Annotated in this window: 20 protein-coding genes; 16 read left to right on the top strand and 4 right to left on the bottom strand. The window is 62.5% G+C overall.

What is annotated here, in order from left to right; translation table 11 throughout:
* Nucleotides 1–70: 70 nt before the first annotated feature.
* Nucleotides 71–1,096, bottom strand: coding sequence for a biotin synthase BioB (gene bioB / locus LDN75_RS05315; protein ID WP_223936119.1), 1,026 nt, complete (start codon nt 1,094–1,096; stop codon nt 71–73).
* Nucleotides 1,097–1,304: 208 nt separating this feature from the next.
* Here bioB and LDN75_RS05320 point away from each other — a divergent pair, with 208 nt between their 5' ends.
* The gene (locus tag LDN75_RS05320; RefSeq protein WP_223936120.1) at nt 1,305–2,981 is read left to right on the top strand and encodes a hypothetical protein; all 1,677 of its coding nucleotides are present in this window, start codon (nt 1,305–1,307) and stop codon (nt 2,979–2,981) included.
* Between the two features lie 116 nt (nt 2,982–3,097).
* Nucleotides 3,098–4,120: an SDR family oxidoreductase gene (locus LDN75_RS05325; RefSeq protein WP_275959805.1), complete on the top strand. Its 1,023-nt coding sequence runs from the start codon at nt 3,098–3,100 to the stop codon at nt 4,118–4,120.
* 26 nt (nt 4,121–4,146) lie between these two features.
* Here LDN75_RS05325 and LDN75_RS05330 read toward each other — a convergent pair whose 3' ends face one another.
* On the bottom strand, nt 4,147–5,322 hold the full coding sequence (locus tag LDN75_RS05330) for a zinc-dependent alcohol dehydrogenase (RefSeq protein WP_223936121.1): 1,176 nt from the start codon (nt 5,320–5,322) through the stop codon (nt 4,147–4,149).
* A 131-nt stretch (nt 5,323–5,453) separates the two neighbouring features.
* Here LDN75_RS05330 and LDN75_RS05335 point away from each other — a divergent pair, with 131 nt between their 5' ends.
* The 12 genes from LDN75_RS05335 to LDN75_RS05390 all read left to right on the top strand — a co-directional run bounded on the left by LDN75_RS05335 (nt 5,454) and on the right by LDN75_RS05390 (nt 16,558).
* Nucleotides 5,454–5,657 carry a hypothetical protein gene (locus LDN75_RS05335; protein WP_223936122.1) on the top strand — a complete coding sequence of 68 codons (204 nt, stop codon included), beginning with the start codon at nt 5,454–5,456 and terminating at the stop codon, nt 5,655–5,657.
* Nucleotides 5,658–5,895: 238 nt separating this feature from the next.
* The gene (locus tag LDN75_RS05340) at nt 5,896–6,423 is read left to right on the top strand and encodes a hypothetical protein (protein WP_223936123.1); all 528 of its coding nucleotides are present in this window, start codon (nt 5,896–5,898) and stop codon (nt 6,421–6,423) included.
* Nucleotides 6,424–6,447: 24 nt separating this feature from the next.
* Nucleotides 6,448–7,080, top strand: coding sequence for an SIS domain-containing protein (locus LDN75_RS05345; RefSeq protein WP_223936124.1), 633 nt, complete (start codon nt 6,448–6,450; stop codon nt 7,078–7,080).
* 87 nt (nt 7,081–7,167) lie between these two features.
* A complete protein-coding gene (locus tag LDN75_RS05350) occupies nt 7,168–8,238 on the top strand; it encodes an alkene reductase (protein WP_223936125.1) in 1,071 nt (356 codons plus the stop codon).
* Between the two features lie 82 nt (nt 8,239–8,320).
* The gene (locus tag LDN75_RS05355; RefSeq protein WP_223936126.1) at nt 8,321–9,019 is read left to right on the top strand and encodes a GntR family transcriptional regulator; all 699 of its coding nucleotides are present in this window, start codon (nt 8,321–8,323) and stop codon (nt 9,017–9,019) included.
* Nucleotides 9,020–9,200: 181 nt separating this feature from the next.
* Complete coding sequence (locus tag LDN75_RS05360; protein WP_223936127.1) at nt 9,201–10,202, top strand: sugar phosphate isomerase/epimerase family protein; 1,002 nt, start codon at nt 9,201–9,203, stop codon at nt 10,200–10,202.
* A gap of 3 nt (nt 10,203–10,205) precedes the next feature.
* Complete coding sequence (dhaL, locus tag LDN75_RS05365) at nt 10,206–11,954, top strand: dihydroxyacetone kinase subunit DhaL (protein WP_223936128.1); 1,749 nt, start codon at nt 10,206–10,208, stop codon at nt 11,952–11,954.
* Nucleotides 11,955–11,956: 2 nt separating this feature from the next.
* Complete coding sequence (locus LDN75_RS05370; RefSeq protein WP_223936129.1) at nt 11,957–12,439, top strand: ribose-5-phosphate isomerase; 483 nt, start codon at nt 11,957–11,959, stop codon at nt 12,437–12,439.
* Between the two features lie 2 nt (nt 12,440–12,441).
* The gene (locus LDN75_RS05375; protein ID WP_223936130.1) at nt 12,442–13,431 is read left to right on the top strand and encodes a 3-hydroxyacyl-CoA dehydrogenase family protein; all 990 of its coding nucleotides are present in this window, start codon (nt 12,442–12,444) and stop codon (nt 13,429–13,431) included.
* A gap of 22 nt (nt 13,432–13,453) precedes the next feature.
* A complete protein-coding gene (locus LDN75_RS05380) occupies nt 13,454–14,218 on the top strand; it encodes an SDR family oxidoreductase (RefSeq protein ID WP_223936131.1) in 765 nt (254 codons plus the stop codon).
* A 175-nt stretch (nt 14,219–14,393) separates the two neighbouring features.
* Nucleotides 14,394–15,743 (top strand): MFS transporter, encoded by a 1,350-nt coding sequence (locus LDN75_RS05385; protein WP_223936132.1) that lies wholly within the window; start codon nt 14,394–14,396, stop codon nt 15,741–15,743.
* Nucleotides 15,744–15,811: 68 nt separating this feature from the next.
* A complete protein-coding gene (locus LDN75_RS05390; RefSeq protein WP_263422378.1) occupies nt 15,812–16,558 on the top strand; it encodes a triose-phosphate isomerase family protein in 747 nt (248 codons plus the stop codon).
* Between the two features lie 73 nt (nt 16,559–16,631).
* On the opposite strand, the gene LDN75_RS05395 is transcribed toward LDN75_RS05390, so the two are convergent.
* Nucleotides 16,632–20,201 carry a bifunctional RecB family nuclease/DEAD/DEAH box helicase gene (locus LDN75_RS05395; RefSeq protein ID WP_223936134.1) on the bottom strand — a complete coding sequence of 1,190 codons (3,570 nt, stop codon included), beginning with the start codon at nt 20,199–20,201 and terminating at the stop codon, nt 16,632–16,634.
* Nucleotides 20,202–20,291: 90 nt separating this feature from the next.
* Between LDN75_RS05395 and LDN75_RS05400 the strand changes: the two genes are divergently transcribed.
* The gene (locus LDN75_RS05400) at nt 20,292–20,747 is read left to right on the top strand and encodes a nucleoside deaminase (protein WP_223936135.1); all 456 of its coding nucleotides are present in this window, start codon (nt 20,292–20,294) and stop codon (nt 20,745–20,747) included.
* A gap of 106 nt (nt 20,748–20,853) precedes the next feature.
* On the opposite strand, the gene LDN75_RS05405 is transcribed toward LDN75_RS05400, so the two are convergent.
* The gene (locus LDN75_RS05405; protein ID WP_223936136.1) at nt 20,854–23,094 is read right to left on the bottom strand and encodes a hypothetical protein; all 2,241 of its coding nucleotides are present in this window, start codon (nt 23,092–23,094) and stop codon (nt 20,854–20,856) included.
* Nucleotides 23,095–23,419: 325 nt separating this feature from the next.
* Between LDN75_RS05405 and LDN75_RS05410 the strand changes: the two genes are divergently transcribed.
* Nucleotides 23,420–23,854 carry a CBS domain-containing protein gene (locus LDN75_RS05410; RefSeq protein WP_223936137.1) on the top strand — a complete coding sequence of 145 codons (435 nt, stop codon included), beginning with the start codon at nt 23,420–23,422 and terminating at the stop codon, nt 23,852–23,854.

A 23,854-nucleotide genomic window follows, 5' to 3' on the forward strand; every position in this document is an offset into this window, starting at 1 on the left:
TCGCCTTGGGTGCCGGCAAGCGCGCCCCCGCAGTGCCCGCAGTATTCCGCCGTCGTGGCGCCTACAGCGGTCATAGCGACTTCTGGAGTTCCTTGATGGGCATGTTGAGCTCCACCAGGAGGTTGAGGTCGGCGGTGGCGGGTCGGCCCAGGGTGGTGAGGTAGTTGCCGACGATCACGGCGTTGATGCCACCGAGCAGGCCTTCGCGGGTGCCGAGATCGCCGAGGGTCAGTTCGCGGCCGCCAGCGTAACGGAGCACCGTGCGCGGCATGGCCAAGCGGAACGCGGCGATGGCACGGAGGGCGTCTTTGCCGTCCATGATTCCCTGGTTTTCCAGCGGCGTGCCGGGGCGGGGGTTGAGGAAGTTCAGCGGGACCTCGTGCGGTTCCAGCGCCGCGAGCTGCGCGGCGAGTTCAGCACGCTGCTCCACGGTTTCGCCCATGCCGATCAGGGCACCGCAGCACAATTCCATGCCGGCGGCCTTGACCATGTTGCACGTGTCCAGCCGTTCCTCGTAGCTATGCGTGGTCACTACTTCGGGGAAGTAGCTGCGGGCGGTTTCGAGGTTGTGGTTGTAGCGGTGGACGCCCCATTCGGCCAGCTGGTCAACCTGGCGCTGCGTGAGCATGCCGAGGGAACACGCGATATTGATCTCAACTTCCTCGTTGATACGGTCGATCGCGAACTTGATCTGGTTCATGAGCTTGATGTCGGGGCCACGGACAGCTGCGACGATGCAGAACTCGGTGGCACCGGTGGCGGCCGTTTCCTTGGCGGCCTTCACGAGTTCCGGGATGTCCAGCCACACGCCGCGGACCGGGGAATCGAACAGGCCTGATTGGCTGCAGAAATGGCAATCTTCGGGGCAGCCACCGGTCTTGATGGAGATGATGCCCTCCACTTCGACGTCCTCGCCGCAGTGCTTGAGGCGGACCTCGTGGGCGAGCTGGAGGGCAGCGGGGATGGCCTCGTCCGGAAGTTGGAGGATCTCCACAAGCTGGGCTTCATTGAGGCCTTCACCTCGCTCAAGGACCTGCTCGCGTGCGGTGTCCAGGATGGCGTAGCCAGTGGCTTCTTGGGTTGCTTGGGTCGTCATGGACTTGACGGTATCCGGGGGTGCGCATCGCGATTTTGTGGGGTCCGCACAAAGTGGCGTCACGGATTTTGGAACACCCTTATGGGTTGCGACGGATACGGCTGGTGCAGAAGTTACAGCTGTGAAACATCGTTGTGACTGATTTGACCCGCTGCGTGACTAGCGTCGTTGGCGAAGCACCGACCACGAATTGCGAGAGTGAGCACGGATGAGCGACGTTCTGACAGACACCCAAAGAACTACGACGGCGGGGAACGCCGATGCGATGAGCGCAGCGAAGGAGAGTCTGGAAGATTACACACTTCGGTTCGCGCCTCGCTCCTACCGGAAATGGAGCGCCGGTGTGGTGGCGACCAGTGCCCTTGGCGGGATCGCCTACCTGGCTGACTTCTCCATCGGCGCGAACATCGGCATCGCCTACGGCACGGTGAATGCCATCTTCGGCATCATCGTGGCCGCAGTGATCATCTTCGCCACGGGCTTTCCGCTCGCTTACTACGCTGCCCGGTACAACATCGACCTCGACCTCATCACCCGCGGGTCCGGCTTTGGCTACTACGGGTCAGTGGTCACGAACATCATTTTCGCGACCTTCACTTTCATCTTCTTTGCCCTCGAAGGTTCCATCATGGCCCAGGGTCTTCAATTGGGGCTCGGCGTCCCGCAGTGGATTGGGTATGCCGTGTCCACCATCATCATCATTCCGCTGGTGATTTATGGGATGAAGACGCTGGCTACTTTGCAAGTGTGGACCACGCCGTTGTGGTTGCTGCTCATGGTGGTTCCGGTTGGTTATCTGCTGCTGTCACACCCGGAAAGCATCGACGCCTTCTTTGCTTACACCGGTGCTTCGGGCGAGGGCGGCACCAATCTCGCCTCCGTGATGCTGGCTGCCGGAGTCTGCCTCTCGCTGATGGCCCAGATCGCAGAGCAGATCGATTACCTGCGCTTCATGCCACCCAAGACCGCGGAGAACAAGGGTGCTTGGTGGCGTGCTGTAATTCTTGCAGGACCAGGCTGGGTTATTTTTGGTGCCATCAAGCAGGTTGTGGGCATGTTCATTGCCATTTACTTGATCGCCAGGCTCGATCCCGCCGCGTCCGTGCACGCCAACGAACCCGTCCACCAGTTCCTGGGTGTGTACCAGGAGATGATGCCGGCCTGGCTCGCGATGTCCCTGGCTGTTGTGTTGGTGGTTATTTCGCAGATCAAGATCAACGTCACCAACGCCTATTCCGGCTCGCTTGCCTGGACCAATTCGTTTACCCGCATCACCAAGACCTACCCGGGCCGCATGGTGTTCGTGGTGGTCAACCTGGTGATCGCATTGGTCCTCATGGAGTCGAACATGTTCGAGTTCCTCAACACCATCCTTGGCTTCTACGCCAACTGCGCCATGGCCTGGGTGGTCACCGTTGCCTCCGATATTGCGATCAACAAGTACCTGTTGAAGATCTCGCCCAAGGTTCCTGAGTTCCGCCGGGGCATGCTCTACGCCGTCAACCCGGTCGGTTTCGTTTCCATGCTGGTGTCCGCAGGGATGTCCATCGCGGTCTTTTTTGGGGCTTTCGGTGCCGGAGTTCAGCCGTATTCGCCAATTTTCGCCGTCGTCCTTGCTTTGGTGCTTCCCCCGGTTCTGGCTTTGGCGACGCGTGGCCGCTACTACCTCCGCCGCACCGACGACGGGATTGACCTGCCCATGTTCGACGCCGATGGAAACCCCAGCGATGAGAAGCTTCTCTGCCACGTCACTGGCCTTGAGTTCGAACGCCCGGACATGCTCCGGTCAGGCCAGGACGGTCCCGACGGCGAACCCCGCTTCATCTCCTCCCTTGCCTTGTCCACGGATAAGTCAGGAGCACTGGTGCTGCCCGCCCAGAAGTAGCCGCGCCCACCCAACTAGGTCGCACTTAAGCGCGTTCTGAGCTCTCAAAACGCGCTTAAGTGCGACCTACTTGGGCTGACGCTGGGCGCGAATAGTCAGGATGCTTAGAATTAGGCATGGCACAGGATGAGCGGAACGAAGAAACCGGGCAGCCCAAGCAAAAAGAGGAATCCGAGCAGGCCGAGTCAACAACGGATCTCGACGAAGACATCGTGATGGCTTTGGAGAACCACGTCCTTAACCCGGCGGAGGATCCTGAAGACGCATCAGATCCACGGACGATGTATCCGTCCGGGGAGTTCGAACCGCAAACCCAGGACTACCCGGGCTGGACCGAGGCAATGAACCCGCGCCCGGACCATGGAGAGCAAAGCTACGTGGGCCATCACCGCATGATGGGTTTCCGGACCCTGATTACAGGCGGAGACAGCGGAATTGGAAGAGCCGTAGCCATTGCGTTCGCCCGTGAAGGTGCTGATGTGGCGTTTACGTATTTGCCCGAAGAGGAGCAGGACGCCGAATTGACGGTCCAGTTGATCGAAGCCGCGGGCAGCCGTGCACTGGCGCTTCCGGGGGATCTGCGGGACGAGGAATTCTGCCAGGAAGTCATCGCCCAAACCCTGGAAGAGTTCGGTGGCCTGAACGTCCTGGTGAATAACGCGGGGTTCCAAATGACCACCAGCCAGGGGATCGAAGACCTCAGCAGCGAGCAGTTCGACCGGACTTTCAAGAGCAACGTCTACGCCCTCTTCTGGCTTACCAAAGCGGCCTTGTCCCACTTGCACCCCGGGGCCTCGATCATCAACACCTCATCGATCCAGGGCTACCATCCGAGTCCCTCGCTCATCGACTATGCCGCCACCAAGGCGGCCATCAACAGCATGACGTTCTCGTTGGCAGAATCCCTGGGATCCAAGGGGATCCGGGTCAATGCCGTAGCTCCCGGTCCGGTGTGGACCCCTTTGCAACCACCAACCCAGCCCGAGGAGAAGATCGTGAAGTTCGGCCAGGACACGCCTCTGGGACGGGCAGGCCAGCCTGCTGAACTTGCCGCCACGTACGTTCTCCTTGCTACGGAGGAGTCCAGCTACATCTCCGGATCAGTCATCGGGGTGACCGGCGGAAAGCACCTCGCCTAAGCCGCTGCGGCCAGTTCATCCACCGATCAGGGCTTGAGGACCACTTTGATGCAGCCGTCCTGCTTCTTCTGGAATTTCTCGTAGAGGGCAGGCGCCTCATCCAGGCCACCTGTGTGGGTGACCAGGTGCATGACTCCCAGCGGATCGGCGTCGTCCTCTACCAAGGGGAGCAGTTGGTCAGTCCAGCTGCGTACGTTGCATTGCCCCATGCGGAGCTGGATCTGCTTGTCGAACATTGTCATGAGCGGTATCGGATCGGCTTGGCCGCCGTAAACGCCGCTGAGTGAAACAGTCCCACCACGCCGCACCAGGTCCACCGCCGTGTGGAGGGCGGCAAGGCGGTCCACGCTCATGGTCTCCATGGCCACCTGCGCCGGCTTGTCGGGGAGGAGGGAGACCGCCCGGTGCAGGAATGATGCCACCGGTGACCCGTGGGCTTCCATGCCTACGGCATCCACCACTCCGTCCGGACCGCGACCCAGGGTCTCCTCGCGGATCTGGGCGGCGACGTCCGAGCTGTAGTCCATGGTCTCTACTCCGTGTTCTTCCGCCATGGCCCGGCGCTCAGGAACCGGGTCCACGCCAATGACGCGGAAACCTTTGTGGATGCCAACTCTGGAGGCGAACTGGCCCACAGGACCGAGTCCGAGCACCGCCAACGTGCCGCCCTCGGGGACGTTGGCGTATTCCACGGCCTGCCAGGCAGTGGGCAGGATGTCGGAGAGGAACAGGTAGCGTTCATCAGGCAGGTTTGAATCCACCTTGATGGGGCCGTAGTCACCGAAAGGCACACGCAGGTACTGTGCCTGGCCACCCGGGACGGAGCCGTAGAGTTCGGAGTATCCAAAGAGTGCAGCCCCTGAGCCCTTGGCTTTGACCTGCGTTGTTTCGCACTGCGACTGCAGGCCTTGGTTGCACATGTAGCACCGGCCGCAGGAGATGTTGAAAGGCACAACAACGCGGTCGCCCTTTTGGAGCCTGTGGACCTCCGAACCTACTTCTTCAACGATTCCCATGGGCTCGTGGCCTATGACGTCACCCTTGTGCATGTAGGGGCCCAGGATTTCGTAGAGGTGCAGGTCCGAGCCGCATATAGCCGTGGATGTTATTCGGACAATTATGTCCGTTGGTTCCTGGATGACGGGATCGGGGACGTCTATGACGGCCAACGAGCGCCTGCCCTGCCATGTCACTGCTTTCACAATCGCACTCCTTGCTCTTGGCTGGAGGTGTCCCGCGCTGCATGAGACCCTTCCAGCGAAGCAGAGTTGGCACCAGCACACAAGGACTCCGGTGGCCTCGACAGGCCCGGACGCCAGGCCTACATTGAGCTATGAGTGAAGAACCAAGAGAACCGGACAAAGCACCCGCTGACGCCGAACAACCTCCGGTGAGTGCCGACGTCGGGCATTCCGGCAGCAGCCCCGGCACGGGGGATTTCAGCACGGAAGTAGACCCAACGTTTATCCCTGATGAGAGCGGCGAGACGCCGGATGAGAAGCGCGCCAGGGAACACCCTGAGGCCACTGGAAGCTAGCTTTCCAAGCAACGACGACGGCGGCCCTGCGGACGATGCCGACAGCCACCTGTTGCCATCACATAGTAAGTAGCCTGATTACCAGTGTTAAGCTGAGGTACAAGGTTTTCCCGGGCAAGGGTGCCCGGGGAATAAGGGGATTGAACGAACGAGGAAATGGGTACAGCTTCAGTACCGGGCAGGGCATGGGCTACGGACGGCGCCCAATAACAAGCCGTCCACGAGGGAGGCAATTCACATGGACACAGGGCAATTGGTATTGATCATCGTGTTGGCCGTGGTCGTAGTCGCTGCTGTGATCATCGCGGTAGTCGTAGGACGCAAGAAGAAGACCGAACTCAACCGCCGCCGGGCGGGGGAACTGCGGGAAAAGGCCGACCAGGAAGCTGTGGGTGCGCACCAAGCTAAAGCACAGTCTGCCCAGGCCGAGGCCGCTGCGGTTCAGGCGGAAGTCGAGGCCAATCGGCTCCGGCGCGAAGCACAGCGCCACGCGGAGAAAGCAAATGAAGCGAGCGGACGCGTCGAGGAGAATCTGCGACATGCCGACAAAGTCGACCCGGACGTCAAGACGGACCGCGATCGGGAAAACGACGCAGACCGGAATCGTTCGGATGACGTCCGTGCGCAGGACGCGGGTGGGGAACGCATGACCCGGGATCGTTCCGCGGGCGACGGGGTAGTAAGGGAAGAGCCCTTGCGGGACTCTGCGACACGGGACGTACGTCCTCGCGATGGCTCTCCGCGGGAAGGCGACAGGAACGTGTAAGTACAGGGGATAGGGAGGCAGGAAGTGAGCATCGTGGTGAGACGGACCGGCCAGGCGCTGCGTGCAGCGGATTCGAAGCACAACCGGCATGCAGTGGACGTTGTCTTGGGCCATTTGGGTGAGATCGGTCCGGCCGTTGCGGCCTTGCGCCGCGAATCGTCGCGGCTCGCTGAATGGGGCGAGGAGTTGGCCCGTGTCCGGCTGCGGGGCGGCAGTGTGTTCGCTGCCGGGAGTGATGGCTCTGCTCACGAAGCACAGAGGTTCGCTACCGAGCTTGCCGCCCACGATGCCAACGATGGCTCGCCCGGCGATGGCGCGGTCTTCAAGGCCATATCGGTCAACAAGGAGGCCGGCAGCGGGGCCGATGGAAGCATCAGCGGCCAGATTCCGCAGTTGGTGCGACGCGGAGACATTGTGGTGTTGCTGGCCGCCAAGGGGATCACGGACGATCTCCGGGATGCGGCTGCCGCCGCAAAATCCGCGGGAGCGCGGGTGTGGGCCCTGACCGGCAAGGAATCCAAGGACCTCGCCCAGGCTGTCAATGAAGCCATCTGCATTGACACGGATCCACCTCATGCCGAAGAAGCCCATCTTGTTGCGGTGCTAGCCCTGTGCGAGTGCTTCGACGAGGCAATGCGGGAGATCAGGGCACGGTGAGGTGTGATCTGACCCTCAATCGGAATAGTTGCAGACGCTGCACAGTTGCCAAGGAGTGAACCTCATTCATTCTGAAAGGAACTGCGCATGCTGTTTTCCCCTCTGGCCCTCGGCGAGCTCGAACTTCCCAACCGACTGGTGATGGCGCCGCTGACCCGTCTTCGCGCCGGCGTCCAGGGCGTGCCGGGTTCTTTGATCGCGGAGCACTACCGTCAGCGCGCTTCCCTCGGGCTGATTGTCAGCGAGGGTACATACCCGACGCCTGCAGGCCAGTCCTACCCCGGGCAACCCGGGCTGGTCACAGAGGCGCAGATTGCGGGTTGGAAGAAGGTGACGGACGCCGTTCACGCGGAAGGCGGACGTATCTTCGCGCAGATCATGCACGGTGGGCGTGTTTCACACGCCGACATCACCGGTGGTCACGAGATCGTCGGCCCCAGCGCCGTGGCCATTGAAGGGGACGTCCGCACGCCCCATGGCAAGCAGCCTTACCCGGTGCCCCGCGAACTCCGCACTGACGAGCTGCCGTCCGTCATTCAGGAGATCGTCACTGCCTCCAAGAACGCGATCGAGGCAGGATTCGATGGCGTCGAACTGCACTCCGCCAACGGTTACCTGCTGCACGAATTCCTGGCGCCCAACTCGAACGTTCGCACGGACAGCTACGGTGGCTCCCCGGAGAACCGCGCCCGCTTCGTGATCGAGACGGTCAATGCCGTGGTGGAAGCGCTCGGCGCCAACCGCGTGGGCATCCGGATCTCCCCCGAACACAATGTGCAGGGCATCGCGGAGACGGATGCCGCAGTCGTACGCGCAACCTACGAGGTCCTCGTGGACACCATCGCCCCGCTCAACCTCGCGTACCTGAGCATCCTGCACCACGAGCCCAAGGGTGCGCTGGTCCAGGATCTTCGCGAGCGTTTCAACGGCACTTTCCTGGTCAACACCGGCTTCAGCGAGATCACTACCCGCGATGAAGCTTTCGCCATCATCGAAGAAGGTCTCGCCGACGCCGTTGTGGTTGGCCGCCCAGCCATCGCAAATCCGGACCTTGCCCGCCGCTGGCGTGAAAGCCTGCCGCTGAACGAACCGGACGCTTCGACGTTCTACGCGGACGGCGCCGAGGGTTACACGGACTACCCGTTCTACGCGAACTAAAGAGCAGCACCTCAAGCAAGGCGCGCGACGTCGGCACTCACCTGAGTGCCGACGTCGTGCTGCTTCCTATAGGATTTGTGGCATGTCTGAACCTTCGCCGGCTCTTGCCCGCCCCGGCTTTCCCGTCAGCCGCCAAGTGCTGGCCGACCACGTGTATGAAGCCCTCCTCGAGTGGCTCATGGATGGTCGACTCGAACCCGGGGCCGCAGTGAGCATCGACGGTATGGCACGGGAATTGGACGTTTCTCCCACTCCGGTGCGTGAAGCGTTGGCGCGCCTGGAGCACACGGGCATGGTGCGGCGCGTGGCGTTGAAGGGCTACCGAGTGGCCCCCGTGTTTACGCGCGAGGATTTCGCTGAACTCATGGAGGCGCGGCTGTCCATCGAGCCCGTGAATGCCCGCCTCGCCTGCTCGCGCATGACTTCGGAAGGCTTGGACGCGCTGAGGCAAGCGGTCGAGGACCTCAAGACTGCCCCGCGCGGTGGCACGTTCGCTGAGTACCGCAGCTACCTTGAGGCTGACGAGCGTTTTCACCAACTGATCGCAGCCCAAGCCAAGAACCAGTTCCTGCTCACGGCATACAACACGCTGGGCGGGCAGATCCAGCGCTTCCGGTTGTTTGGGGGAGTGGGCATCACGGATGCGGAGCAGGCTATCGCTGAGCACCAGGCCGTGCTGGACGCGATGACCAGTGGAGATCCCGAGAAAGCCGCGGAGGCAATGGTCGATCACGTGGAAAAGGTGCGGGGTCGCGCTATGGCTGACGCGCCGGAAGACTGACAACCGCTGCTTAAACGAAGGCTCGTCGCTGATGCGGCGGGCCTTTTTCCTGCCCGCAGTGAGCCCCTTCACAGTCATATGTAAGACATATAGGATCTAGGAAGTTTCACTCAAAGGGTTGACAGCTTCATCCGGTTCGTAAATCCTATAGGAAACAGGATTCCACGAAGGAGTGATCATCATGGCGTATACCGCCGAGAATTGGCCCATCACCGCGGCCCTCCTGCAGTTCCCCGGCACCGACGCTGCGGGACAGCACATCAACGACGCCGATGCTTCCGTTTGGGCTTCGGTCCTCCAGGAAGTCAAGGACGCGGGTTTCGCCAACGCGGACTTGACCGACAGTTGGGTCCGTCCCGGCGACCTCAGCAAGGGGCGCCTGGCCGAGTTCAAGCAGACCGCTGACGAAGTGGGCATCGGCGTGCCGGTCATCTCGGCCATCCGCCGCAGCGTCATCCACACCCAGGACTGGGCAGACAACCTCGCGTACAGCCACCGAACCATCGACGCCGCCGCCGAGCTCGGTTGCGAAGTTGTCTCGTTCGGCCTCCACCAGGCCATCACCCCGGAGCAGCAGAAGCAGCTGTGGTTCTGGACCGTCGAGGGCTACAAGGACCCCGTGGGGGACAAGGAAGCGTGGGGCAACGCAGTGTCCCGCATCCGTGAACTCGGCAAGCACGCAGCGGACGCCGGCATCCTCCTCTCCCTGGAAATGTACGAGGACACCTACCTCGGCACCGCAGACTCGTCCGTTCGGCTGGTGCAAGACATTGGCCTGGACAACGTCGGCCTCAACCCGGACCTGGGCAACCTCATCCGCCTGCATCGGCCCATCGAGGACTGGCGCGAGATGGTGGCCAAGACGCTGCCCTACTCCAACTACTGGCACATGAAGAACTACATCCGCGATGAAGACGTTGCCCGCGACAGCTACATCACCATGCCGGCTCCGATGGAAAGCGGGCTCATCAATTACCGCGAAGCCTTCAAAGTGGCACTGTCCGTCGGCTTCCAAGGCATCCTCTGCACCGAGCACTACGGCGGCGACGGCCTCAGCGTCACGGCCAGCAACCAGGACTACCTGCGCCGCCATGTCCTCCCGAAGACGGACGGCTACGCGCTCGGCCAGAGCCAAGTTGCGCAGGGGCGCCAGCAGCCCGCAGCCGAATTCGCAGGAGTCTAGGAAATGACCCAGATTTTCGACAACCCGGCAGACTTTGCCGATGAAGCCCTGGACGGTTTCGTGGCTGCCAACCGCGGCTACGTCGCACGCGTCGATGGTGGCGTGGTCCGCTCCACGGAGGTCCCGTCAGGCCAGGTAGCGCTGGTGGTGGGTGGCGGATCAGGACACTACCCGGCATTCGCTGGGCTGGTGGGCCCCGGACTGGCAACGGGCTCCGCTTGCGGGAACATGTTCGCCTCCCCGGCGGCCGGTCAGGTGTACCGCGTAGCGAAGGCGGCCAACGCCGGTGGCGGCGTGCTGCTGAGCTACGGCAACTATGCCGGCGACGTCCTGCATTTCGGGCAGGCCCAGCTCCGGCTCAACGCCGAGGGCATCGAAACCCGAACAGTCACCGTCACCGATGACATCGCCAGCGCCCCGATCGACCAACTCGAAAAGCGACGTGGAATTGCCGGGGACCTCACCGTTTTCAAGATTGCGGGCGCCGCCGCAGAAGCGGGACTGAACCTTGACGACGTCGAGCGTTTGGCCATCAAGACCAACTACCGCACGCGTTCCCTCGGTGTGGCCTTCGACGGCTGCACGCTTCCCGGCGCCAAGGATCCGCTGTTCCATGTCCCGGCCGGCCAGATGTCGCTTGGCCTGGGGATTCACGGCGAGCCTGGTATCTCCGAGCACCCGATGCCCACTGCTTCTGAGCTGGCAGAACTCCTCGTTTCCAAGCTCCTGGCGGACAAGCCCGACGACGCCGGGGACCGCGTGGTGGCCATCGTCAACGGCTTGGGCACCGTGAAGTACGACGAACTATTCCTGCTGTTCGGCAAGGTGGAGAAGCTGCTCACCGCCGCCGGCCTCACGGTTGTTGAACCCGAGTGCGGCGAGCTGGTGACCAGCCTGGACATGTCCGGACTCTCGCTGACGCTGCTGTGGCTGGATGAGGAACTGGAACAGTATTGGGCTGCGCCCGCGGATACTCCCGCTTTCCGTAAAGGCAGCATGGCACCGCGCACACCTCGCGCTGAGGCAACAGTCGACGACGCCGAAACGGCTGCCGTCGAACAGTCCACCGTGGCTGCCGCCGAACTCGGGCGGCAGGCCGCTGCCATCCTCGTCCAGGTGCGGGAGGTCGTCGTCGAGCATGAAGAGGAGCTCGGCAAGCTGGATGCGATCGCCGGCGATGGCGACCACGGCATCGGCATGCGTCGTGGCGTGGACGCCGCAGCCGCCGCGGGAGGGGCAGCGTCCGGTTCCTCCGTATCGCGGGTCCTTGCAGCGGCGGGCGAGGCCTGGAGCGAACGCGCCGGCGGAACATCCGGAGCACTGTGGGGCTCGGCCGTGATCGCGGCAGGGCAGGCGCTCGGCAACCGCGAATCGTATTCGTCCAGGGACGCGGCCGCAGCCGTCAAAGCCTTCGCGGACGCCATCACCGAACTCGGCAAGGCCGACCCCGGGGACAAGACCATGGTGGACGCGCTCCTCCCGTTCCGGGACGCGTTCCTGACAGAGCTCGACGGAGGTGCTCCGGTTGACCGGGCGCTGGCAGTTGCCGCTGCGGCCGCTGAGTCCGCTGCCGCAAAGACCGCAGATCTGCGTCCGCTCAAGGGCCGGGCCCGACCCCTTGCGGAGAAGAGCCTTGGACACCCGGATCCCGGAGCAGTGTCCTTTGGCCTGATCACCGCCAGGATTTCGCAATTCATCGATTCACAACTGGCCACCGCTGCGTCAGCGGCAACGGCCGGAAACGGAGCCTGAGCATGAGCAACACCCAAGGCTGGCGCATCGTCGTCGGCAATGATGAAGCCGGAGTCGAATACAAGCAGGCCCTTGTGGCACTGCTGGATGCCGACCCGCGTGTCGCGTCCGTGACTGACGTCGGCGTTGGCTTCAACGACTCCACCGCCTATCCGCACGTCGCCGTCGAGGCCGCCCGCAAAGTGGCCGATGGTGAGTTTGACCGTGCGCTCCTGATCTGCGGCACCGGCCTTGGCGTGGCCATCGCGGCCAACAAGGTCCCCGGCATCCGAGCCGTCACGGCCCACGACAGCTACTCCGTGGAACGCTCCGTGCTGAGCAACAATGCCCAGGTCCTCACACTCGGCCAACGGGTGATTGGCTTGGAACTGGCCAAAAAGCTCGTAGGGGAGTGGCTCAACCACCGCTTCGACGAAACCTCATCCTCCGCCGCCAAGGTGGACGCTATCTGCTCGTACGAGCCCGACTACACGAAGGCAGTTTGATCATGACCATTTCTGAAGCAGCCGAAGGTTCCGCCAACAACGCAGCCCGGAAGATCGCCGTCGTCGGTTCCGGTTACATGGGCGGTGGGATCGCCCAGGTCCTGGCGCTCGGCGGGGCGCGCGTGGCTTTGGCCGACGTCTCCGCTGAGGTCGCGCAGAAGAACTACGACCGCCTCCTGGTTGAGTCTGACCAGTTCATTGCCGATGGCCTGTTCCCTGAAGGTTCCACGGAGATCCTCAAGCAGAACCTGTGGGCTGCCAAGGACATCGAGGAAGCTGTTGCCGACGCCGATTTCATTGAGGAATGCGTCCCCGAGGTTCTGGAAATCAAACATCAGACGCTCGCCCGGATCAGCGCTGCGGCCCGTCCGGATGCCCTGATCGGCTCCAACACGTCCACGATTTCCATTGCTTCACTTGCCGAAGCCGTGACCAATCCGGAACGGTTCCTGGGCGTCCACTTCTCCAACCCGTCGCCTTTCATCCCGGGTGTCGAGGTCATTCCCCATGCCGGTACTGCTGCAGCAACGGTGTCCGCATCGCGTGACCTCGTACACGCGGCCGGCAAGCAGACCGCCGTCGTGAAGGACGTCACCGGTTTCGTACTCAACCGCCTGCAGTACGCGCTGTTCCACGAGGCGGCACAGCTGGTGGAGCAGGGCATCGCAACAGCGGACGACGTCGACACCCTTGTCCGCACGACGTTCGGCTTCCGCTTGCCGTTCTTTGGTCCGTTCGCCATCGCGGATATGGCCGGTTTGGACGTCTACAACTTCTGCTACAAGTCGCTGCAGACCGGTTTCCCGGAACGCTTCGCGACGCCGAAGATCCTCTCGGACCTCGTCGAAGCAGGCAAGCTCGGCACCAAGACCGGCGCAGGTTTCCTCAACGTCCCCGCCGAACGTACTCCGGAACTCATCGCCTACCGCAACAAGGCCTACGTCGCCATGCAGAAGCTCATTGAAGAGCTCGGCCCGGCCCCCATCAACTAACCCTCTTTTCAGGAGAAAACACATGACTTTCCCCGCTGAACGCACCGCAATCGTCACAGGCGCCGTTTCCGAGCGCGGCATCGGCCGTGCCACCGTCAACTACCTGGCCGCCCAAGGCTGGAACATCGGCATCATCGACCTCGACGACGCCGCCTGCAAGCTCGCAGCCAAGGAAATCGCCGCGGAATATGGCGTCAAGGCACACGGTGTCGGCGCCAACGTGGCAAGCGAAGCCGAGGTCCGGGCGGCCATCGACGAGCTCGAAGCCGAGCTGCCCCAGATCGTCGCCCTGGCGAATGTTGCCGGTGTGAGCTCGCCTATCGGCTACCTCGAACTCGAGCCGGCCGAGTGGGACCGCGTCCTGAACATCAACCTCAACGGGGTCCACTACGCCACCCGGCGCGTGGCGGAGTCCATGGTCAAGAACCGGATCGGCCGGATCGTCAACATCTCCTCAGTCTCGGCCCAGCGCGGCGGCGGCACGTTCTCCAAAACGCCGTACTCGGTGGCCAAGGCAGGCGTGATCGGCCTGACCCGCGCCACGGCCCGCGAACTTGGCGAATACGACATCACGGTCAACGCGATCTCGCCCGGCCCTATCGACACCGACATCATGGGCGGCACCCTGAGCCAGGAGCGCAAGGACGAGCTGACCAAGGACCTCGTGGTGAACCGGGTGGGCTCCACCCGTGACATCGCCGCCGCCATCGCCTTCCTCATCAGCGAGGACGCCGGATACATCTCCGGCCAGACGCTGAATGTGGATGGCGGACTGTACATGCACTAGGTCGCCGGCAATGAAGACTTTGACGAGATGAAGGCCTGGACCAGAGAACGCAAAATCTACCTTGCCCTGGGCATCCTTGCCTGCGCCGTGGGCATGGTGCTCATTTTCTTCCCGCGCTGATGGCGCGCTGACTTAGCCATCACAACCCCAACTGATTGCTCAAAGAGGAGTTTCAATGTCTGTTGCCTCGACTTCCACCAAGGAGTTGCTGGATTCGCCGATTCTGAAGTCGGCCATATCCAAGGCTTCGCTGCGGCTCATGCCCATGCTCGTCATCCTGTATGTGGTGGCATTCCTTGACCGCACCAACGTGGGTTTTGCCGAAGCTGCCCTTGGGGTGGACAAAGGCATCACAGCGGGCGCTTACGCGCTGGGTGCCGGTATCTTCTTCATCGGCTACGCACTGTTCGAGATTCCCAGCAACCTGCTGCTCACCAAGTTCGGAGCCAAGGTCTGGCTCGCCCGGATCGCCATCACCTGGGGCATAGTGTCGGCGTGTTTCGCCTTTGTACAGGGCGAAACGTCGTTCATCATCCTCCGCTTCCTGCTGGGCGTTACCGAGGCAGGGCTCTTCCCGGGCGTCATCATGTTCCTCGCCGCCTGGTTCCCCAACAAAGTCCGCGTCAAGATGTTTGCCATCTTCTACTTGGCCCAGCCTTTCTCTCAGATGATGGGCGCGCCGCTTTCCGGCTGGCTCATCAACATTGGCGACCAAGTACCGGGCGTCGCTGGTTGGCAGGTCATGTTCTTCGTCGAAGGCATGTTGGCTGTCCTGGCGGGCATCGCAGCGTACTTCTTCCTCATCAACAGCCCGCAGGACGCGAAATTCCTGAGCAAGGAAGAGAAAGCCTCGCTCATCGACGTCATGGCGCTGGAGGACACCGTCAAGGAAGAATCAGGTCCGCGCGGCGTCCTTGCGTCCATGCGCAACGGCCGTGTCTGGTACTTCACGGCCATCTACTTCTGCCTGCAGGTTGCCGTCTACGGTGTCACGTTCTATCTTCCCCAGCAGGTATCTCAGCTCACCGGCCAAAAAGTGGGGCTCGCCGTCGGACTCCTTGCTGCTATTCCGTGGTTCTTCGGGATCTTTGCCTGCTATTTCGTTGGCAAAGCGGCAAACACGGTGGAACGTCGCCGCCGTTGGGGCACCGCCCTGTTCATCTCAACCGGCCTGTGCATCTTTGGTTCAGCTTGGGCCGGGGCCAACCACCTGCCGGCGCTCGGCATCATCTTCATCACCCTGGCGGTGTCCAGCTTCCTGTCGACAGGTCCCATCTGCTGGTCATATCCGACGGCGTTCCTCACGGGCACAGCCGCAGCTGCGGGTATCGGGTTGATCAACTCGCTTGGCAACCTTGGCGGTTTTGTGGCGCCGATCCTGCGCACCACTGTCAACCAAGTGACAGCCTCGGACACGGGAACAATGGGGGTTTACGCCCTGGGTGTCCTGCCGTTCCTGGCTGCCTTGATGATGTTCGGCACCCGGGCCTTCAGCAACAAAGCCGACGAGTTGCTGGGCAAGTAGGCGTGAGCGCTGCTGTCACTGCCGAGACCTTGTACGCCGACATCCTATACATCGGCGTCAGTACCAAGATGTACATGGGCTATTCACAGAGCCTGGAGTGGTTGGAGCAGTTGGTTGCAGAAGTGGACGCCCGTCCGGCCTTGGAGGCCGGGCGGGTGGTCCCGTTCGTGATCCCGTCGTTCCCCGTTCTGCCCGCGGCTTCGGGAATTATTGAGGGCTCGCCATTGGTTCTCGGAGCCCAGAACTGCGGCTGGTCGGACGGCGCATGGACGGGCGAAGTCTCACCATCGATGCTTGCGGAGCTGGGCGTTGGCCTGGTGGAGATCGGCCACGCCGAACGCCGGCGGCACTTCGGTGAGGACGACGCTGTCATCGCACTGAAGGTGCGTGCCGCCGTCGACGTCGGACTCACGCCGCTGTTGTGTGTGGGGGAGGCTGTGGTGGGTGAACCTGGAACTGCCGCCGATGCCGTGTTCGGGCAGGTTAAGGCAGCGCTGTCCGGGGACTGGTCGGTGGCTTCCCGCATGGTGATCGCGTACGAACCCGTGTGGGCAATCGGTGCTGCGGAACCAGCAGCGGCTGTGTATGTCTCCGAGGTGGTGCGTGAGCTGCGCGCTTTGCTCGGCGAGCAAGGGCTGGGCGAGATGCCGATCATCTATGGCGGCTCGGCGAAACCGGGCCTGCTGCCGCAGCTGGACGGTGTCTCCGGACTCTTCCTGGGCCGCTTCGCGCACGACGCCACCAACTTCGGCCGCGTGTTGGACGAGGCCCTAGCCGTCGCAACTACTGTTCCTTCCCAACTAAGGGACAGATAGCGCTCCTCTGAGCCCTCACTGGAGCGTTATCTGTCCCCCAGTTGGGCGGGGAGGCGGGTGGTTCAGGACGCACCTAGGCACCCGCGCGCTGGCAGAGGGCAATAAAGCCGCCAAGGTTTTCCAGGCCCTCCGGATGCGTAGGCAGGTAGTTGGTCAGTTCGGGCGAACGCACGACGACGGCGCGCCACTGCCCGCGCGACACCGCCACGTTGATTCGGTTCCGCAACAGCAGGAACTCCATGCCACGCGGCACTTCGCCCGCTGCGGACGCAGCCATGGACACAATGACCACAGGCGCTTCCTGACCTTGGAACTTGTCTACGGTACCTACCCGCACTTTTGCCAACCCCGCTGCCCGGAGCTCGTGCTTGATGAGTTGCACTTGGGCGTTGTAGGCCGCGACCACGAGGATGTCGGCTTCTTCAAGAGGCCGGCTGCCTGGCGATTCAGACGGGTCAGTCCACGGCAGGCCCACGTGCGCCTGTACCTGGCGGACAACCTCGGCGGCTTCCTCGGGCGAGCTTGTGGAGTTGCCGGTGTGGGGGAAGTATACGCAAGCAATCCCGGGCTCCGCATGGCCTAGATGGCGCACGGAGGCCGCGGGTGCTGCTTCCAAGCGGCCGTCATAAGAGAGCTCCGAAACCGCATCGCACAGGGCAGGGTGCATGCGCCAGGACAGGGCCAGGAAGTATCCAAGTTCCGGTGGCAAGGTGTTGTATCCATCGGACAGCCAACCGAGTGCTGACTCATCTACCGGCTCCGGGTGCTTGCCCTGCGTGACCTGAGGCAGTTGCTGCGGGTCTCCCAGAAGCAGGAGCCGCTTGGCGGCCCGGCTGACGGCCATAGCGTTGGCCAAGGAGAACTGGCCGGCTTCGTCGATGACCAACAAGTCCAGCGAACCTGGCGGAATCGAACTTCCCACCATGGTCCAGGCTGTCCCGCCAATCAGGGCTCCGCCGGGCTTGGACAATGCGTCCTCCACGTCAGCTTTGGCGCATTGCGACCACGGCACATGGTCGCCGTGCTTGACCTCCTTGGCCACCCGTTGAGGATCGACGCCCGCCTTCTCCACGGCAGCACAGAGCATGTGTTCCACTACGGCGTGGGACTGCGCCACAACCCCGACCTTCCATCCCTGCTCCACCAGACGGGCCAGGACGTGGGCACCGACGAAAGTTTTTCCGCTGCCAGGAGGTCCCTGGACCGCCAAATAGGAGTTGTCCAGATCCTTCACCGCAGCAGTGATGGCGTCGATGTAGCCATCAGGACCCCGGCCGACGGCGGGCAGAGCTTCCAGGCTACGCAGTTTTGGGGGCTTCCTGCGCAACAGGTCCAATGCGGGATCCTGAGGCCATTCCGGCAGCGAATCCCTGAGCCTGTTGGCCAACTCTGCAAGCGCTGCCCTCTGCCCTTTGGTGGCAATGGGGGCGTCTGGAGTCAGTGCCATCGGTACCTGGCTGAACTCGGTTGAGTCTTTGCGAAGACTCTCGGCCATGGTGACCGACTCGAAATCTCCATCTTCGCCGACTTCGATGATCTTAGTGTTGCTCCAACCCGCCCGGCCGAGCACCGATTCGTTGGCAGCCAAAGCCTCCGGCAGCGGAGATTCGTACATCCGGAAATAGGTCCTGCCCGGTTCCAATCCTGCTCCGTCGCCGGAACGGCCGAGCAGTTTCACGATCCGGACAGGGTTACTGCGAGGGGTTGGTTTCGCCCACTCCTGCTGCACCACAGCCCGCTCCACCGTGAAAATATCACGCCCGTCCTCCCACTGGGACACTGGCTTCTCCAAGCGGTCGAAATGCCCCCACCAATATTGCTTGTCCTCACGCCGGTGATATCCAACGCCTGCTGCCACCATCGCTATTGCCCGGGAATCGGGGGACAGCCGTTGCTCCTCCGGCAGCGCAGCGACGTAGTCCAGCAGGGCGCTTTCTTCCGGAGCAGCCTCGTATTTGGGCGGTTCGGCGCGCTGGGAGGCGTCGGCGGCATCCCCCGAATCAACCAAGCCCCCCGGCACGATGGATCGCTCGGCGGCGCGGGCCAGGAGCCAGTTGCGCAGTTCCAACGTCGAGAGGCAGTCGTACTCGTTGTAGTCCCTGATGCTCTCCAGGATGGCGGCGGCTTGGCCGGCGTTGCCCGTGTCCCGCGCAGTGCAGTAGTCCGCGTAGGCAACAACGGAGGCTCCGGCGTCGGTGACATCGCCGGAACGCAGGTGCTGGCCCATGTAGAGGGGCTCGAGTTTCTTGATGCTGTACGAGTTCTCGGATACGCGGATGCTGTGCCGGACGGTGTCGTAGAGGTCCACCAGGACACCTTGGCGCAGGAGGTCATCGACGGCGGTCTCGCCCATCACGTGCGTCAGCGACAGGTTGCGGAGCGCCGTCTTCTCGTAAGCCGCGTAGTGGTAGATGTGCATGCCGGGGTAGCTGGCGCGGCGTTTGGCGACGTACTCCAGGAAGTCCACGAATGCCTGCCCTTCTTCAGCCCTCGAATGCGCCCAGAACGGGCGGAAGACGGGCTCAGCGCCAGGCTCCAATGGGTTTTCGATGACTCCGAAAAGGTACTCGAGACCCCATTTGCCGGTGGCTGGGTCCTGCCACAGGGGATCGCCCTCGAAGTCGAAGAAGATGTCCCCAGGGTCCGGCGTGGGGAGCCTGCCGAGGGTGTTCTCCGGCAGCACCTTGTAGCTCACTGCTTTGGCTTCCCCGGCTTTGTCGGTGTACTTGACCGTGCCGTCGGGGGTTCCCGTCCCCGTCTGGAGCTGGGCTTGCTCGCGAAGGCGCAGCAGCGTTGGGTCTCCGACCGCAGGCAATGCAGCCAGTTGGTCGATGGTGGTGATTCCAGCGTCCATCAGCTTCTTACGCTTGCTGATCCGCATACCGGCAACCATCAGGAGGTCCCGGTGCAGTTGTACTTGCTCGGCGCAATAGTCGCAGCGGCCGCACGCGGAGAAACGGGAGTCGCCCCACTCGATGGGTCCTGAAGCAGCCATATGGGCGGCGGTCATGCGGAGGAAACGTTCCCGGCGTTCCTTAAAGACCGGCAGAATTTCCGCGAGCGGGTGATCGCTGTGCACCCGGTTGCCCAGGACCAACGTGACTGTGGGATCCGGTGTTATCCCGGCCTGAAGGAGCTGATCGCCGTAGGCTGCCAGCTGCAAAAGCGCTGTGACTTTGGCGTGGCGTGCCAGCTTGGTGTCGAAGACTGCGTACTGGCCCGCGGAACGCTTCACCAGGAAGTCGGAGCGGCCGTGGAATTGGCCATCGAAGAACGCGGCCTGGAACACGATATCCGCTCCGGAGCGCAAGGCGTGGATGGATTCTGCGTGCTTGGCCAAAAGGGTGGAGCGGTCCATGTCGGAGGCGGGGACGACGTCGTAAACGCCCTTTCCCGTGGCAGGGTCCCACAGCCCGAACTCATCCACGAACTCGTCCAGGACCCGGTGCTCGTGGACATCGCCAAGCTTGGCGGTGCGCTCCAGCATGGCATCGGCCGCGAAGTCGGGCTTGGGGGAGCGGCCCAGCTTTTCGTCGAGTTTCCGGAGCAGCTGGTACTCGCAGGTGGCAGCGATGACAAGATCGCTGGCCGAGAACACCAAATCCTGCGGCGCGCCAGCTATCTCCGAATCGAGAAAGAACACCGTAACCTACTCCCTGTTGCCGGATGAACCACTGCGAAGTGGACCATGAAGCCAAGCTATCAGCGGCCCCCGACAATTTAGACTGCACCCATGACTGAATCAGCACGTACCACCGCCGATCCCGCTTTCGAAGCCGCCTACGAGGCCGCGCAAAAGAGTCTCAGCGAGGGCGGCATTCCTATTGGCGCCGCGTTGGCCCGAGGTGGGAAGGTCATCGCGAGTGGGCACAATGAACGGGTCCAGCACGGAGACCCCATAGCCCACGGCGAGATGTCTGCGCTTCGGGCTGCCGGACGCCAAAAGAGCTACCGGGACACCACCCTCTACACCACGCTGGCGCCGTGTGCGATGTGCACGGGAACCATCATCCAATTCAAGATTCCGCGCGTCGTGGTGGGCGAAGCGGAGACGTTTCCGGGCGAATTCGACCTCCTGCGTTCGCGTGGCGTTGACGTGGTTGTCCTCGATGACCCCCGCTGCGTGGACATGATGCGCGCCTTCCAGGAGGAACACCCTGAACTGTGGGCCGAGGACATCGCCGAATAGCTGCAACGACTTAAAGGAGCGACGGCGGCACCCACCTTTTCGAGCGATGGAGCGTGCCGCCGTCGCCGGCTGCGGAGGAGCCACATGCCAAACGGTCATCCGACGACTATTTGGCAGGCTTCCTCGGAGCCGACCGGCGGGAACGGGCCGCCGGAGTTGATGGAATCAGTTCCTTGACCTGGGCCAGGACTGTGGGGTTGACGCCGCGGGAGCCCAGGTCCTTGGCGAGGGTCTCCACCTCTGACTTTGCGGCTGCTGTGTCGTTCGCCTTCACATGCAGTTCGGTCCGCAGTTCCACGAGCTTCCGGTACGCCAGATTGTTCGCCGCACCACTGGCCTTCTGGTAGCTCGCGAGCCCGGCATCGGTCAGCGCCAGTGCCCGCTCAGGGTCGGCGCTATGGTGCTTCACCATTTTGTCTTCCTTGCGGCGATAGAAGTCATCTCCCACGGATTGCGCGACGGCGGTAGCCGCCTTGACGCCTAAAGGCTCGCCGCCGAACCGCTCGGCTGCCTCCGTAAGGGCGTCCAGGCCCTTGCTCAGATGGGGCGACATCGAACCTTCAAACGCCAGGGTGAGACCGACTTCCCGGGTAAAGAACTCGGGTGCGAACCGATCTTCCTCCCGTGTGACCGGGAAGCCGACCCGCAAGGGCAAGGTGTTGGACGCCTGGACTATGCCGTCTGTCGAATAGATGGCGCGGACCAAGTACTGCCCGGGCTCGTCAAAAGCGAAGCCTTGCACTCCATATGCCAACTGGACCAGTTGGCTGTAGCGGTCGCTGTCATCACTCGTGGCCGCTGCGGCAGGTTCCAGGGTCACCGGTTCCGGAAGGCCATAGAAGCAGACCACGGATTCGTGCAGAACCACGGTTCCGTTGGGCTTCTGCACGTAGACGGTGGTGTTTCCGAACCTGGGATCCAGGCGGCCATCCACCACCACTGGCACATCGCTGGTGTTCCGCAAGCGGAATTCAATGGACACAGGCTCCATGTAGTCGAAGTGGCTCTTGGCTGAGAGCGTCAGTTCAATATCGCTGCCCGGTCCGGAGACGGTCATGGCGCCGGCAGGGGATTCCAGATGCCCACCGGAAGCCCACGGATCTCCACCCATAATTACGGATGCACGGTCGCCATGGCGCATGTGGAGCAGTTCGTCGTCGTCGAACCGGAACCGGAAGTTGCCCCAGAAGGTATCGGTGCCGTTGCGCTGATCGTATTTCCAGTCGTAGTTCATCCAGGACAGGGAATCCGGCCTGGCCTTATCCCACGCATGCAGGAAGTTGAAAGCGTGCCCTGCCTCGTGGACCCATGTGTACAGGAAGTGGCGCATCGCCCAGGCCTGATCCTGGGTGGTGGGGTTGGATACGAGGTTGGTGAACCAGGAGTGGTTGCGGAACACCGCAAAACCCTGGCGGTCCGGACCGCGACCGGCGCCGCCAAAGCCTGCAGCGGCGTCGAACATAATGCCACCAACTCCGGCGGTGTCGAAGAGGCCGGCCTGCACGCCCCACAAGTTCCAGGCAGGCCATCCGGCGTTGAACTTGCCGAACGAGGTCTCCATGGCATCGTGAAGTTCGCCGACGTTCCAGGAAGCGAAGCCGGCAGCACTGTCATCGATCACGGTGTGGATGGGATCGACGGTGACGGCGACGCCCGCGTCGCGGTACGAGGACTCTATGGTGATGGTCCGGTTGGCGAGGTCCGCAGGGCGGTTGTTGTGTGAGTGGCTGTTGTATACGGGAGCTTTGGGCTCGATGTCCACCGAAGTGCAGTAGTCGAGTTCGAGGTTTATATCGCGGAAACAGTCTGAGCGGTAGGCGCACGCGTATGGCTGCCCGGCAACGCCGCCTGCCGTGAACGTGGCAACCGCGCCGGTTATCGCTCCATGGGCCCATGACACGACGATTTCCACCGTGGTGACGGGATGGGTGCCTTTCCAATAGCGGACCGTTCCAGTAATGCGTGCGTCCGCGTGGGTCATGGTGACTACGGGCGCGTCCACGATCCACGACTCCACATAGGTCTTCACGAGTTGGTTTACGCCACCAGTTTTGACCCAACGGGTGCTGTAGAGATCGCCGCTGACTTTGTTCAGCACCGGGGATTCCACGGCCTTCCGCGGATCGACGTCCAAACGGAGGTCCAGTGCGCTGCCCACAGGGCCATTGCCTGCCTGGTTGCCCTCATAGCGGCCACTGACGGGAGCGGAGCGCCAGCATCTCCACCAATCTTCCGACGGCCACGACAACGGATTGGGTTGAGGCCCGGGAGAGGGCGGGAACGGGATTTCACTGGGATTGCCGGGGACAGGGTTGTAGTGGGTGCTGGGGACGTTGGGGGTGTCCATGTGAGGATCTTTCTCGCTCTGCAAGCAGTCAATATGCGTTCGCCCATCACTGGATGAACCAGCTGGACGGCATGACGGTTCAGGGCGGGGCGATGCATGCGGGGAGTCCCAAAGGGGGTGAGAGTGGCCAAGCCCAGAAGCCGTGTGTAACCCAGAAAGAGAATACTCCACCGAATGGACTATATCTAGGGTGCTGCCATAATTTTCCGTTCGGTAACCTGCCGGATCGCCTAGTCAGCCGGAGTAGCCAAGCGTAGGCTGGCATCATCGGCGTCGGAGCCGAAGGACCCCGCGTCGGTGAACCCCATTCGATGAAGGAGGACCCATGAGTGTCGTACGTGAATTCATGACGACGGATGCCCAATGCATCGCCGAGGACAAAACTCTCGAAGATGCCGCCAGGCTCATGAGGGATCTGGACTGCGGTTCACTTCCCATCTGCGGCAATGACGGCAAGCTCACCGGCTTCATCACCGACCGCGACATCGTGGTCAAGTGTCTGGCCGAGGGAAAGGACGCCCGTGAAGTCCGGGCAAGCGACCTCGCTACCGGTAAGCCGTACTGGGTTGACGCGGATGCCAACGTTGACGAAGCCATCGCCATGATGGAAGAGCATCAGGTTCGCCGTCTTCCCGTCATCAAGGATCACAAGCTGGTAGGCATCATCAGCCAGGGAGATATTGCCCGCAACCACTACGCAGAACAGCGCGTCGGCGAAATGGTGGAGCACATCTCCGCCAAGGAGCATATGTCCCACTAG

It is taken from the genome of Arthrobacter sp. StoSoilB5 (assembly GCF_019977235.1).
Taxonomy (GTDB): domain Bacteria; phylum Actinomycetota; class Actinomycetes; order Actinomycetales; family Micrococcaceae; genus Arthrobacter.

Bases quoted from the DNA above. Each gene is read 5' to 3' on its own strand.
- LDN75_RS05405 (WP_223936136.1), bottom strand. From the start codon at position 23,094: ATGGACACCCCCAACGTCCCCAGCACCCACTACAACCCTGTCCCCGGC.
- LDN75_RS05360 (WP_223936127.1), top strand. From the start codon at position 9,201: ATGGCGTATACCGCCGAGAATTGGCCCATCACCGCGGCCCTCCTGCAG.
- LDN75_RS05400 (WP_223936135.1), top strand. From the start codon at position 20,292: ATGACTGAATCAGCACGTACCACCGCCGATCCCGCTTTCGAAGCCGCC.
- LDN75_RS05380 (WP_223936131.1), top strand. From the start codon at position 13,454: ATGACTTTCCCCGCTGAACGCACCGCAATCGTCACAGGCGCCGTTTCC.
- LDN75_RS05325 (WP_275959805.1), top strand. From the start codon at position 3,098: ATGGCACAGGATGAGCGGAACGAAGAAACCGGGCAGCCCAAGCAAAAA.
- LDN75_RS05335 (WP_223936122.1), top strand. From the start codon at position 5,454: ATGAGTGAAGAACCAAGAGAACCGGACAAAGCACCCGCTGACGCCGAA.
- dhaL (WP_223936128.1), top strand. From the start codon at position 10,206: ATGACCCAGATTTTCGACAACCCGGCAGACTTTGCCGATGAAGCCCTG.
- LDN75_RS05385 (WP_223936132.1), top strand. From the start codon at position 14,394: ATGTCTGTTGCCTCGACTTCCACCAAGGAGTTGCTGGATTCGCCGATT.
- LDN75_RS05320 (WP_223936120.1), top strand. From the start codon at position 1,305: ATGAGCGACGTTCTGACAGACACCCAAAGAACTACGACGGCGGGGAAC.
- bioB (WP_223936119.1), bottom strand. From the start codon at position 1,096: ATGACGACCCAAGCAACCCAAGAAGCCACTGGCTACGCCATCCTGGAC.
- LDN75_RS05370 (WP_223936129.1), top strand. From the start codon at position 11,957: ATGAGCAACACCCAAGGCTGGCGCATCGTCGTCGGCAATGATGAAGCC.
- LDN75_RS05350 (WP_223936125.1), top strand. From the start codon at position 7,168: ATGCTGTTTTCCCCTCTGGCCCTCGGCGAGCTCGAACTTCCCAACCGA.
- LDN75_RS05340 (WP_223936123.1), top strand. From the start codon at position 5,896: ATGGACACAGGGCAATTGGTATTGATCATCGTGTTGGCCGTGGTCGTA.
- LDN75_RS05390 (WP_263422378.1), top strand. From the start codon at position 15,812: ATGTACATGGGCTATTCACAGAGCCTGGAGTGGTTGGAGCAGTTGGTT.
- LDN75_RS05375 (WP_223936130.1), top strand. From the start codon at position 12,442: ATGACCATTTCTGAAGCAGCCGAAGGTTCCGCCAACAACGCAGCCCGG.
- LDN75_RS05410 (WP_223936137.1), top strand. From the start codon at position 23,420: ATGAGTGTCGTACGTGAATTCATGACGACGGATGCCCAATGCATCGCC.
- LDN75_RS05355 (WP_223936126.1), top strand. From the start codon at position 8,321: ATGTCTGAACCTTCGCCGGCTCTTGCCCGCCCCGGCTTTCCCGTCAGC.